This window comes from Streptomyces sp. NPDC025721, assembly GCF_055558595.1.
In genome coordinates, this window is sequence record NZ_JBVHMF010000041.1 from 1 (window position 1) to 12,535 (window position 12,535).

Here is a 12,535-nt window from a genome sequence, read left to right on the forward strand (position 1 = left end):
CCGCCCCCCCCCCCCCCCCCCCCCCCCCCCCCCGCCCCCCCCCCCCCCCCCCCCCCCCCCCCCCCCACCGGTCGAGCGGGTCGGACGTGGCCAGGCGCGGTCAGGCCGGTTCGGCGTAGCGGCGGCGGGCGAAGTGCCTGACGACCGGCTCGACCTCGCCGGGCTCGCGCAGGCGGCGCACCGCCACCAGGGCGTACGTCTCATGGCCGTCGACCACGTGGGTGCGCGGCAGGGCGAACCTCTCCCCGGGAACCGGCCAGACCAGCAGCCACAGGTGCTTTTCCGAGGTGTACGGGCGCGGGCCGACGGTGACCGCGGCGATCTGGTCCCAGCGGAGGACGAGGTCGGTGGCGCCGAAGTCCCGCATCGCGATGCCCTCGGGGCCGATCCGCAGGCGCAGCGGACGCAGCCACCGCAAGAAGAGCCAACCGCTGCCGTACAGACCGCCGAGACCGGCCAACGGCCCGAGGGCGACGACCTGTTGGGCGCCCCCGACGGGTCCGCCGGTCCGTAGCGCAGCCCGACCCCTTCGATCTCACCCCAGCCCAGCCGGTGCTCATCGAGGGTGATCCCGTACTCGTCCACCCGCAGCCGGAACGGCCGGCTCGCCCTCCGCAGCGACCGCGCACCCGCGAGGACGGACAACACCGCCAGGAGCGGGGCGATATGCGCCGTCTGCCGGGAATCGCCGCGCGCGAGCGCCGCCCATGCGGCGGCGCCGACCGCCGCCAGCGCCCCCCACCCCACCCGGCGTCTGCCGCTCCGGCGAAGCCGCCCGCTCCTCGTGAACTCCACCGTGCCGCCCCCCTGTTGCCCGTCCGTCGGCCACGTCCGTCGCCACGCGTCAGGGGAGACGACGGGACCGCGCGCGGCAGTTCCTGTCCGCGCGGGAACGGTGGGGGAGTGACAGGGAAGCGGCCGGGGGCACCGCCGTGGTCGGCGGTGCCCCTGCGGCGTACGGCGTCCGGTGTGCGGCGTGCTACGAGGGTCAGGCGCCGGTGGCCTTGGCGTAACGGGCGCTGACGTCGGTCCAGTTGACGAGGTCCCAGAGCTTGGTGACGTAGTCGGGGCGGACGTTCTTGTACTGGAGGTAGTAGGCGTGCTCCCAGGCGTCGAAGACCAGCAGCGGGGTGGCGCCGTGGCCGACGTTGCCGTGGTGGTCGTAGACCTGTTCCACGATCAGCCGCTTGCCGAGCGGCTCCCAGGCCAGGACGCCCCAGCCGGAGCCCTGGACGGACGCGGTGGCGGCGGTGAGGTGCTTCTTGAACGCCTCGAATCCGCCGAGGTGCTCCTCGATGGCGGTGGCCAGCGCGCCGTCGGGGCGGTCGCCGCCGTCGGGGGACAGATTCTCCCAGAAGATCGAGTGCAGGACGTGGCCGGAGAGGTTGAAGGCGAAGGTCTTCTCCAGGCCCACGAGCCGGGCCGGGGCGAGCTGTTCCTTCTCGCGGGCCTCGGCGATCTGCTCCAGCGTGTCGTTGGCGCCCTTGACGTAGGCGGCGTGGTGCTTGGCGTGGTGCAGCTCCAGGATTTCGCCGGTGATGGCCGGTTCCAGAGCGGAGTAGTCGTACGGCATGTCAGGAAGCGCGTAGGTGCCCATCAGGCACGGCCCCTTTCGACAGAGTGAGAATACGTGCCGCGACCCACCCTATGACCTTATTGCGAGAGAGTTGCAATAGCGGCACAGGTGCAGCAGCATGGTGTCGGGCGGGGTCGGCCCGACAGCATCCCGGGAGAGTCGCTTCCTCGACGCTGATCGTCTTTCCAACCGGCAACCCGCCGGCCCGCCGGTCCCGCCCGCCGACGTACTGCTGTGCCGGCCGCCCGCGCTCCGATGCCGCCGACCTGGGCGGGCGGGGGGCCGGGAACGCCGGAGCCCCCTTCGGCGCGGATCTCCGCGTCGAAGGGGGCTCGGCCGCGCGTGCCGGAAGCCGGCCGCCTACTGCTTCTTGCGCCGCCCCGCCGCCTTGGGTTCGTCCAGGCAGAGCCGCGCCGCGGTCCTGGTCAGGTGCTCGCGCATGATCCGCTGCCCGGTCTCCACGTCGTCCGCCCGGATGGCCGCGATGATCGCCCGGTGCTCCTCCATGCCGCGCTTGCCCCTCTCGGGCGCCGTCCGCTGCGCGGTCGCCGGCGATATCAACTGCGGCCCGTGGAAGGAGTGGATCAGCATCTCGAACGCGGTGTTGTGCGTGCTCGCCGCCAGCCGCGTATGGAATTCGGCGGACAGCGACACGTCGTAGTCGCCGCCCGCGACCGCCTCCTCCTGCCGGTCGCAGATCGCCTGGAGCGCGGCGATGTCCTCGTCGTCCGCGGTCGCGCACAGCAGCGGCATGATGCCGACCTCCAGGACCAGCCGGACCTGGGTCACATCGGCCGCCGACACCGAGGAGAGCGTGAGCAGATCGGTGATGCTCGCCCCGATCCGGTCACTGGTCGGCGTGGTGACGAACGCCCCGCCGTGCGCGCCCACCCGGATCTCGACCAGTCCGCCCGCCTCGAGCACCCGCAGCGCCTCGCGCACGGTCACCCGACTGACCCCGAACCGCTCGCACATCTCGCGTTCCGGAGGGAGCCGGTCGCCCGGCGTCAACTTGCCCTCATGGATGAGCGAGCGCACCTGGTCGACGATCAGCGCGGAGATCCGGCGGTCGTTCACGGGGCTGAGGAGCCGGCCGGACTGACCGTCCTCGGTCCTCGCTGTCGGACGGCGAGCGGCCATAAGGGTTCCTTCCATAGACGCGGACGACCCCATAGTAACTGATTAAGGTATGACCAATAGGCCCTGGTCGGGGCCCGGCGCGTGCTCCCCCGTGAGGTCGGCCTCCGGGCCTTACCGACTCCGTGTGCCCCGGTATTGAGCCTTTCCCGCCTCCCGGCGCGCGGATGTTCTCCCGGTGTGTTCGATCGCGCCGCCCGGCCCCCTCCCCGGTCTCCTGGCGATGGCGGGCGCCCTGCCGCCGGCCTGGGCGCTGACGGCCTGCGCGGGCGACGCGGCCCGTTCACAGCCCGAGATGGACCCGCCGCACCCGGCGGGTCAGCGCGGGGGAGGGAAGGACTGGGTGGCGCCCGGTCGCGCGGGCATGGGCTGGGTGGAGGCCGCGGTCTGGGCGGCGAGGTGGGCGGCCGTCGTGGCGGGGGCGAATTCCGGGCTGGTCGGAGCGGGTTTGCGGTCCTGGAGGCGGAGGGCGCCGGTGAAGTCGCCGAAGGTGCGGCGACGCCACTTGCTGATCGGGGTGAAGGTCACCGGACCGTGGCCGGACAGGCCGCCCGCCGCGGTGATGGTCTCGATGAACCGGAGCGCCGAGGTGTGGTCGGAGACCTCGGAGAAGATCCGGCCGCCCACGGTCCAGGGGGAGACGATGACGCACGGCACGCGGAAGCCCGCGCCGACCGGCAGCCCCCCGCCCGGAGTGCCCTTCGGCGACGTCAGGTGGACGAACTCCTCCGGGTACGTACGGGGGTTGGGGACGGGCGGCGGGACGTGGTCGAAGAAGCCGTCGTTCTCGTCGTAGTTCAGGACGAAGACGGTCGAGTTCCACAGCTCGTCGTTGGAGGCCAGCGCCTCCAGCTTGGACGCCAGGTACTGCGCGCCGGCCGCCGGGAGATTCGGCGGGTGCTCGTCGGCCTCGCTCGGCATGTAGAGCCAGGACACGTCCGCGAGGACCCCGTTGGCGCAGTCCTCCTCGAAACCGAGCGCCGGGTCGGACGCCGGGGACGGGTGGGTGGGATCGCCGACCCGTCCCGGTGTGCCGTCGCCGTAGAGCGTGCCGCCGGTCATGACGGCGTTGTGGAGGGCGACGGGCAGGGTCGCCTTGTTCTTGAAGCTGGCGAACCAGGCGAAGACGTTGAACCCGCTGGTCGCGCCGGAGAAGTACGTCTTGACGCTGTACCCCGCGTCGTAGAGGATCTCCGCCGCCGACGGGTGGGTCATCGGGTTCGGCGTGACCGTCTCCAGCACGGGGCCGCCGAATTTGCCCTCCGGGTCGTTGGTGCCGGACATCCACACCAGCCGGTTCGGGTCGGTCGGGCCCAGGACGGAGCAGTGGTAGTTGTCCAGCAGCGTGAAGGACTCGGCGAGAGCCCAGTGGAACGGGATGTCCTCGCGGGTGAAGTAGCCCATCGTGTACGCGCCGTTGACCTCGCCGTCCGAGGCGATGTGCGCGGACAGCCAGCCGTCCATCGCGCCCTGGTTCCACGAGGCGTGCTGGTCGCGCCAGTCGTGGGAGAGCGACGGGATCGCGGCGGCGCCGGTGCTGAGCGTGGACATGTGGAACGGTTCGAGATACCCGTCGGGGTTGGCCGGATCGGGCTGCCGGAAGACCGAGTCGCCGTTGGGCAGTTTGATCGCCGTCTTGTCGTTGAAGCCGCGGGCACCGGGAAAGGTGCCGAAGTAGTGGTCGAACGACCGGTTCTCCATCATCACGTACACGACGTGCTTGATCTGGGACAGGTCCCCCTTGGCCGGCCCCGCGGTCGCGGCCCGCGCGAGGTTCTCGGGCAGCACGCCCGCCACCCCGGCGGCACCCGCCAGCGCGGCGGCGCTGGCGACGAAGCGGCGCCGGGAGATCCCCGAGCGGCCTGAAGCGGTGTCGCTCATCGTCTGTCTTCTCTCCGTCTCGTGGAACCCGCTCAGGACTTCTGCGGGGCGGGACCGCGCGGGGCGGCGCCGCGACCGCGCGGAGCCGTCGGCCCCGCCGCGTCACCGGACCGGGCGACACCGAGCACCTGGGCGACCGCGCTGTTGCGTGTGTCGGAGAGGTACAGCAGGTCCGAGGACCGGTCGACCGGAGGTCGCCGCGCCGCCATCGCCGGAGAACGCGCCGAGGCCGTCGTCCGCCTTGTCGGCAGTATGGTCGCCCGCCACGGTCGTGATGGTCCCGGTCCGCGCGTCGACCCGGCGGATCACGTTGTTGGCCGAGTCCGCGATGTAGTCGCGGAAGGCGCCGTCGCGGTTGTCGGCGCGGCGTGCGGCGGCTCGGGGCGGGGCACGCGTGCACCGCGAGCGGGTCTCCTGTCGTTCTTCCAGCGTTCAACTCGTAGTCCATGACGGCGCATTGTGCTGTCCCTAGGGTCCCTGAGGGCTGTGAAAGAAGGGACTCATGGACACTCTCCTTGCTGTCCGGGCTCGTGGGATCACCAAGTGCTTCGGTGACGTCGTCGCCCTCGACGGCGTGGATCTGGACGTCGCGCAGGGGCGGATCCACGGCCTGGTCGGACCGAACGGCGCAGGCAAGACCACGTTGTTGGGCCTGCTCCTGGGCCTGGCCGTCGCCGACGCCGGGCACCTCGACATCCTGGGCACGCCGATCGGCCGGCTGCTCGCCGCTCCCGAGGGGGTGGCCGGATTCGTGGACGGGCCGGGGCTGTACCCCTCGCTCACCGCCCGGCAGAATCTGGCCGCGCTGGCCGCCCTGCGCGGACGCGACGCGCGGACGGCGGGGATCGACGACGTACTCGACCAGGTCGGCCTCACCGACGTCGCCGACGACAAGGCGCGCGGGTTCTCCCTCGGCATGCGGCAGCGCCTCGGACTCGCCGCGGCCCTGCTCACCACACCCCGGCTGCTCGTCCTCGACGAACCGTCCAACGGCCTCGACCCGGCGGGGAAGAAGCACGTCCACGGTGTCCTCACCCGGCTCGCCGCCGAGGGCGCCGCGGTCGTGCTCTCCAGCCACCGCATGGACGACCTCGAAGCGCTGTGCTCCGACGTCACCATCCTCGCCACCGGAAGGACCGTCTTCTCCGGCCCGCTGGGCAAGCTGGCCGCCGAGAGCCGCGAACTCGACTACCGGCTGCTGACCTCGGACCAGCGGGCCGCCAGCCGGCTGGCCCATGACACGGCCGGTGTGCGTGTCGTGGACGAGGCCGCGACATGGCGCGGCGCCGACGTCCTCGTCGTCCGCGCGCCGACGCCGGCCCTGGACGACCTGGTGGCGCGGATCGTCCGCGACGGCGTCGCCGTACGAGAGGTGGGCCCGGTGCAATCGCCCCTCGAAGCCGCGTTCCTCGCCCTCACCGAGCAGGAGGCGGCCCGATGACCGCGACCGTGTCCGCGACCGACCGCCCGGCTGACGGCCATGACGCCCATGACGGCCATGACGACGAGGCCGGAGTCCGCCGCGTCTCGGTGGCCCGCGCCTACCGCTTCGAACTGGTCAAGCTGGTGTCGCAGTGGCGCATCCGCCTGCTGGTGCTCGCCTGCTGGATCGCGCCCGCGCTCTTCGTCGCCGCGGTGAGCCAGCAGAGCACGCTCCCCTCCGACACCCTCTTCGGCCGCTGGATGCATGCCACCGGGTGGGCCGGATCGCTGGTGGTGCTCGGCTTCTCCGGCACCTGGGCGCTCCCGCTGCTGACCTCGCTGGTCGCCGGGGACGTCTTCGCCTCCGAGGACCGGCTCGGCACCTGGCGGCACCTGCTGGTGGCGGTCAGGTCGCCCGGGCGGATCTTCGCCGCGAAGGCACTGGCCAGCGTCACGGTCATCCTGCTGCTCGTGGCCGGGCTGGCCGCCTCCGGCGTGGTCGGCGGGCTGCTGTCGGTCGGCAACCACCCGCTGGTCGGCCTCGACGGCCACCTGCTGGCGCCTTCCGACGCCGCGCGTGACGTCCTCCTCGCCTGGGCCTGTGTCGTCGCGCCGACCCTCGCCCTGGCCGCGATCGGACTCCTCGGGTCGATCGCGCTGGGACGGTCCCCGATGGGTCTGCTCCTGCCCGCGCTCGTCGCGCTCGCGATGCAGCTCGCCCAGATGCTGCCGCTGCCCGTCGCCCTGCGCCTGGCCCTGCCCGGCTACGCCTTCCTCTCGTGGAATGGTCTGTTCACCAGTCCGGGACAGCTCGAACCGCTGCTGATCGGCATCGCGGTGAGCGTGGTGTGGGCCGTGGTCGCGACGGGACTCGCGTGTCTGCTCTTCCTGCGCCGCGATTTCACCGACCTCACCTCCGACGGCTCGGGGCGCCGTGCCGTCACCGCCGGACTCCTGCCGCTGACCGGCCTGTTGGCCGCGACCTTCGCGGTCATCGCCGTGGCGACCCCGTCGACGGGCTCCGGAATCGACCAGGACAAGATCCAGCGGTCGGTGGCCACCGCGTTCGCCCACCTCTACCGCGTCCAGGCCGGCGACCTGAACCGCCCCGACGTGACGGAGGAGCACCTGCGCGTCACCGCGGCGTGCAACAGGGGCGGGGGCCAGGTCGCCGCCGAGGGTCCGGGCAACGACTGGCGCTGCGTCGTCACCTGGCATCTCCCCGACGTCACGGCCGCGGGGACGGCTGTCTACCAGCTCGACGTCACCGCGGACGGGCGGTTCGTGGCCGACGGCGACGGGCCGAAGGAAGTCAACGGCTACTTCCTCGTGCGCACCCCCGTCGGGGACGCGCCGAACCCGCTCTGGCAGTTCGACGGCAACGTCGAACTGCTCCACTCCTCGAAGGGATGACTCCATGCAGGTAGCTCGCCGCCGAAGGCGTACCGAGAAACCGGAGTTCAGCATTTTCGGCAAACGCGTCGGACGCCGGGCGGTCCTGGTGACGTCGGGCGTCAGCGCCCTCGCCCTCGCCGCCACCGGCACCGCGTTCGCCCAGACGCACCAGTTCGGCACCCAGCAGGTCGGGCAGACCACCGACCGGGGCCAGGTCATCTCCAGCGACCAGTACATCGCCCCGTACGGCGAGCGCCTCGTCGTCAACAACGGCAAGATCATGTCGTCCACCGTCAGCCCGGACGGCACCCACCTGGCGGCCGCGGTCACCGACGGCGGGATGGCGCTGTCCGTCGTGGACCTGAAGAGCTGGAAGGTGCAGCAGCTCATCGGCAACTCCGCCGCGGCCGACCTGCGGATCAGCGGCAATGACGTGGGACAGGAAAGTCCCGCGTACTCGCCCGACGGCTCGCAGTTGTGGCTCGGCCAGACCGACGGATACACCAAGTTCACCGTGAACGCGGACGGCAGCCTCGCCCACCCGACGGCCGTCAAGATCCCCGCCGACGGTCCCCGGCACGCGCTGGCGAGCGCGGCGGTCTTCTCGCCCGACGGCGCCACCGTGTACAGCGTGGTCAACGGCCAGAACCGCGTGGTCGCCATCAACGCCGCGACCGGATCCGTCCAGCGGAGCTGGCCCGTCGGCAACGCCCCGCGCGGCATCGCCCGGGTCGGCGACAAGCTGTACGTCAGCAACGAGGGCGGACGTCCGGCGCGTCCCGGCGAGACCACCATCAACTCGTACAACACCCAGGTGGCCGCCGACCCGGTGACCGCCGCCACCACGACCGGCACGGTCAGTGTCATCAACCTGGCCAAGCCCGACGCCGCGCCGGCCAGCATCACCGTCGGGCTGCACCCGACCGCGGTCTACGCCAAGAAGGGAGCGGTGTTCGTCACCAACACCGCGACCAACGACGTGTCGGTGATCAGGACGGCCAACGACAAGGTCGTGCAGACCATCGCCACCCGGCCGTGGCCCGAGGCGTCGGTGGGCTACGAACCCGACGCCGTGACCCTCACCGACGACGGGCACCTCCTGGTGACGCTCGGCCGCGCCAACGCCGTCGCCGTCTACCGCTACACGACCCCGCAGGAGCCGGTCAGTTACGTCGGACTGCTCCCGACGGACTACTTCCCCGCCGAGATCGCGACCGTCGGCAAGCAGGTGGTCGTCTCCAACACCCGTGGCGTGGACGCCCGTCGGCCCACCACCGCCGCCGGGCACGGCACCCACGACACCACGTCGAGCGTGCAGCACTTCACGCTGCCGAACGACCGTGTCATCGCGTCCCAGACGGCCAAGGTCTTCCGGCAGAACGGCTGGACCAACGGCTCGCTCAAGGAGGCCGCGTCCAAGGGCCACGCGAAGCCGGTGCCGGTCCCCGCGCGGCTCGGCGACCCCTCGACGATCAAGCACGTCTTCCTGATCGTCAAGGAGAACCGGACCTACGACCAGATCCTCGGCGACCTCCCGCAGGGCGACGGCGACCCGGCGCTGACCCAGTTCGGCGAGAACGTGACACCCAACCAGCACGCGCTGGCACGCCAGTTCGGGCTGTACGACAACACGTACGACATCGGCACCAACTCCGCCGAGGGCCACAACTGGCTGATGCAGGCGGACAATCCGGAGTACACCGAGTCCTCCGCCGGTGAGTACCTGCGCAGTTACGACACCGAGGACGACGCGCTCGGCCACCAGCGAAGCGGATTCCTGTGGACCGGCGCGCAGGCGGCGGGGAAATCGGTGCGGGACTTCGGCGAGTTCCAGCAGTTCCTGGCCAAACCCGCCGACGCGAGCTGGCAGAACCTGTACTGCGACGCCAAGACCATGGACGCCACCGGGAAGGACACCGCCTACCCGCTGGACTCCTCCTCGCCGATCCCGTCGCTCAACGCCGTGTCCGTGCCGGGCTTCCCGAAGTTCGACACCAGCGTCCCCGACGTCTACCGGTACCAGATCTGGAAGCAGGACTTCGAGAAGAACGGTCCGGCGAACCTGAACATGTTCTGGCTCTCCAGCGACCACACCGGCGGTCCCGCGAGCCCGGCCGCGCAGGTCGCCGACAACGACCTCGCGGTCGGCAAGATGGTCGACGAGATCTCGCACAGCCGGTACTGGAAGGACTCCGCCATCTTCGTGGTCGAGGACGACTCCCAGGCCGGTCTCGACCACATCGACGGCCACCGCGCCCCGATCCAGATCATCAGCCCGTACGCCCGGCACGGCGTCGTCGACAACCACTACTACTCGCAGATCACGATGATCCGCACCATCGAGCAGATCCTCGGGGTCCACCCGATGAACCAGAAGGACACGGCGGCCAGCCCGATGACCGCGGCCTTCACCAAGAAGCCCGACCTCGCGCCGTTCAACGCTCTGGCCAATCGCACCTCGCTCACCGACGGTCTGTCCACCCCGCCCTCCTGCGGCGTCGACACCCCGGCGGCGCAGAACCCCAACGCGGCGGCGGTACCGGCGGCGGCGGTCCCGGCTGCCGAGAAGCGGCTCGCGGACCAGTGGGACACCTGGAAGTCCCAGCAGCGCCTGACCGGCCCCAACGCCGTGCCCGACTACGCCAACCCGGCGCAGATGAACCACCTCACCTGGTACCAGACGCACAACTGGACCAAGCCGTACCCCGGCGAGGCCAGGATCTTCGCGCCGAACGACGTACCGGGCGCGTACATCCCGTCGTCGGAGAACGACGGCTGACGGTCCGAGCCGGATCGATCGCGAGAGGGCCCCTGGCCGGCGTCACCGCCGCCCAGGGGCTCTCCAGTCGTCCTGCCGTCTTCCCGTCAGCGGGAACGCGAGATCCGCTCCTCGGCGCCGTAGCGGTGCTCCTGGTCGCCGTCCATCGCCTCGTAGATGGTCCTCTTCAGACCCTCCGGGTCCGGAATGTGCTTCAGGGTCAGCAGGCCCTGCTCGGAGGCCGACTCGATCTTGAGCGTCCCGCACCGGATGATCCGCTCCCACAGGGAGGCGGCGAACGAGATGTCGTTGATCCGGGCCAGCGGGATGCTGCGCCCGGTCTTGTTCACGAAGCCGACCCGCGTGTGGACCCGCTTGGTGGTCAGGATGTAGAGGGTGCCGCGCCACTTCATGAGCGGGATCAGCCAGAACCACAGCGACACGAGCGCGGCCACACCGAGCACCACGTACCTGGCGGCGTCCGTCCAGCTCTTGCCGGAGGGCAGCACCCACATACGTTTCCGCCCCCCCCGCCGACCACGTCGCGGCGCGGTCGGTGCCGCCGTGCTGTGTGTCGAACCCGCCGTCCATCGCCGTTGGTACCGGCAGGTGCGGACGGAATCCGGCTGGGCGGGCCGCTGGTTGGCGGGTGGCCGGTCGCGAACGGGCAGGTCGGGGACCGTACAGTGGGCGATCCGAACGGTGGTACGAACAGCGAAACGCGTGTCGGCACGGGAAAGGCCCGATCATGACGTCCCCTCTGAGCCCGCAGGTCCGCCCGAATCTCGTTCCGGACGACGGCGTCGTGCTCTTCATCGGCGACAGCATCACCGACTGCGGTCGTGACCTGGACGCGCCCGACTCCCTCGGCGACGGCTACGCGGCGATGGTGGCCGAGCGGTACGCGGCCGAGCACCCCGGCTCCGGGGTCCGCTTCGTCAACCGCGGCATCAGCGGCAACCGCGCGGTCGACCTGCGGGGCCGCTGGGACCGGGACTGCCTGGCGGTCGGCGCCGACGTGGTGTCCGTCCTGGTCGGGATCAACGAGGTGTGGCGCCGCTTCGACAGCGACGACCCCACCTCCGACGAGGAGTACGAGGACCACTACCGCACCGTGCTCGGCCAGGCCGCCGACCGGGGCAGCGCGCTGGTGCTGATCGAGCCGTTCGTGATGCCCGTCAGCGAGGACCAACTGGCGTTCCGGGACGACCTGGACGGCAAGCTGGCGGTGGTACGGCGACTGGCCGCCGACTTCTCCGCCACCCTCGTCCCCGCCGACGCGCTGATGACGCGGGCCGCCGCCGACGCCGGTCCCCGCAAGTGGACCGACGACGGCATCCACCTGACCCCGGACGGTCACGCCCTGCTCGCCGACGCCTGGCTCACCGCGGTCGGAGCGGCGCTCCCCGAGCGGGCCTGACCCCCGCGCCCGGCCGCTTGCCGGTCGCCAGGGCCACCCGGCTCACAGCCGGGTGGCCGTGCGGACCAGGGCGGCGAGGGGGAGGGAGCGGCTGTGGGCGGGCCAGGCGATGTGGGTGACGACGGGCGGAGCGTCGCTGAGCGGGACGGCGGTGTGCTCGGCCCACAGCCAGGCGCGGGCGGAGTCGGGGAAGACGGCCATGGTGCGGCCGAGGGCGATGAGCTGGGCCAGTTGCGTCTGGTCGTGGATCTCGGGGCCAGGGCCTGGGGGATACGTGCCGTCGTGGGCCCAGCGGGCGAGCGGGAGATCGGGGAGGTCGCTGACGTCGGCCAGCGACAGGACCTTGCGCGTGGCCAAGGGGTGCCCTGCGGGCAGAATGGCGATCTGGCCCTCGGTCATCAGTTCCTCGCTGTCGAATCCGGCGAGGGAGTTGAACGGCTTGTGCATGAGCGCCACATCGGCGCGGCCGTCGCGCAGCATCTCGCCCTGCTCGCACGTGCCGCTCGGCAGCACCTCGATCTCGGCGGCGTCCGGCTCGGCCGCGTAGGCGTCCAGGAGCTTGTGCAGCAGCTCGTGCGACGCGGCGGCCTTCACCGCCAGGACCAGACGGTCGCGGGCCCCGCCCGCGCGGTCGGCGTCACCGGCCCGGCGGGTACGGCGCGCGGCGGCGGCCGTCGCGTCCAGGGCCGCGCGGCCCTCGTGCAGCAGCACCTGACCGGCGCCGGTCAGAGCGACCCCGCGGCGGTCGCGGATCAGCAGCGTGACGCCGAGCCGCCGTTCGAGCTGCTGGATCGCGCGGGACAGCGGTGGCTGGGCCATGCCGAGGCGCTCGGCGGCGCGGCCGAAGTGCAGTTCCTCGGCGACCGCCGTGAAGTACCGAAGCTCACGGATCTCCAAGGTGTCCATGACCCCAGCGTACGTGTGATACCTGCCGGGTATGACAGAG

General features: G+C 71.6%; 11 protein-coding genes. 4 read left to right on the plus strand and 7 right to left on the minus strand.

The features are described 5' to 3' along the window. Positions 1-100: 100 nt before the first annotated feature. From ACZ4EF_RS34750 to ACZ4EF_RS34770, 5 genes are all read right to left on the minus strand, one after another. The gene (locus ACZ4EF_RS34750; RefSeq protein WP_467508158.1) at positions 101-460 is read right to left on the minus strand and encodes a hypothetical protein; all 360 of its coding nucleotides are present in this window, start codon (positions 458-460) and stop codon (positions 101-103) included. Between the two features lie 528 nt (positions 461-988). Next, positions 989-1,597, minus strand: coding sequence for a superoxide dismutase (locus ACZ4EF_RS34755; RefSeq protein WP_391047834.1), 609 nt, complete (start codon positions 1,595-1,597; stop codon positions 989-991). 339 nt (positions 1,598-1,936) lie between these two features. Continuing rightward, positions 1,937-2,716, minus strand: coding sequence for a FadR/GntR family transcriptional regulator (locus ACZ4EF_RS34760; protein ID WP_401720412.1), 780 nt, complete (start codon positions 2,714-2,716; stop codon positions 1,937-1,939). Positions 2,717-3,031: 315 nt separating this feature from the next. After that, on the minus strand, positions 3,032-4,594 hold the full coding sequence (locus tag ACZ4EF_RS34765; protein WP_467508161.1) for a phospholipase C: 1,563 nt from the start codon (positions 4,592-4,594) through the stop codon (positions 3,032-3,034). Positions 4,595-4,626: 32 nt separating this feature from the next. Next, the gene (locus ACZ4EF_RS34770) at positions 4,627-4,803 is read right to left on the minus strand and encodes a hypothetical protein (RefSeq protein ID WP_467508163.1); all 177 of its coding nucleotides are present in this window, start codon (positions 4,801-4,803) and stop codon (positions 4,627-4,629) included. A 293-nt stretch (positions 4,804-5,096) separates the two neighbouring features. On the opposite strand from ACZ4EF_RS34770, the gene ACZ4EF_RS34775 reads away from it, so the two are divergent. Genes ACZ4EF_RS34775 through ACZ4EF_RS34785 form a run of 3 tightly spaced genes read left to right on the plus strand, consistent with a single transcriptional unit; the run spans position 5,097 to position 10,190 of the window. Beyond that, a complete protein-coding gene (locus tag ACZ4EF_RS34775) occupies positions 5,097-6,035 on the plus strand; it encodes an ABC transporter ATP-binding protein (protein ID WP_355334994.1) in 939 nt (312 codons plus the stop codon). Continuing rightward, positions 6,032-7,429, plus strand: a complete 1,398-nt coding sequence (locus ACZ4EF_RS34780; protein WP_401307476.1) for an ABC transporter permease — start codon at positions 6,032-6,034, stop codon at positions 7,427-7,429. Before ACZ4EF_RS34775 ends, ACZ4EF_RS34780 begins: the two co-directional genes overlap by 4 nt. A gap of 4 nt (positions 7,430-7,433) precedes the next feature. After that, positions 7,434-10,190: an alkaline phosphatase family protein gene (locus tag ACZ4EF_RS34785; RefSeq protein ID WP_467508166.1), complete on the plus strand. Its 2,757-nt coding sequence runs from the start codon at positions 7,434-7,436 to the stop codon at positions 10,188-10,190. Positions 10,191-10,276: 86 nt separating this feature from the next. On the opposite strand, the gene ACZ4EF_RS34790 is transcribed toward ACZ4EF_RS34785, so the two are convergent. Continuing rightward, positions 10,277-10,684, minus strand: coding sequence for a PH domain-containing protein (locus ACZ4EF_RS34790; RefSeq protein WP_355334986.1), 408 nt, complete (start codon positions 10,682-10,684; stop codon positions 10,277-10,279). 233 nt (positions 10,685-10,917) lie between these two features. Between ACZ4EF_RS34790 and ACZ4EF_RS34795 the strand changes: the two genes are divergently transcribed. Beyond that, positions 10,918-11,589 (plus strand): SGNH/GDSL hydrolase family protein, encoded by a 672-nt coding sequence (locus ACZ4EF_RS34795; RefSeq protein ID WP_391047819.1) that lies wholly within the window; start codon positions 10,918-10,920, stop codon positions 11,587-11,589. Positions 11,590-11,631: 42 nt separating this feature from the next. Here ACZ4EF_RS34795 and ACZ4EF_RS34800 read toward each other — a convergent pair whose 3' ends face one another. Next, positions 11,632-12,495 carry a LysR family transcriptional regulator gene (locus tag ACZ4EF_RS34800; RefSeq protein WP_391047816.1) on the minus strand — a complete coding sequence of 288 codons (864 nt, stop codon included), beginning with the start codon at positions 12,493-12,495 and terminating at the stop codon, positions 11,632-11,634. Positions 12,496-12,535 lie beyond the last annotated feature (40 nt).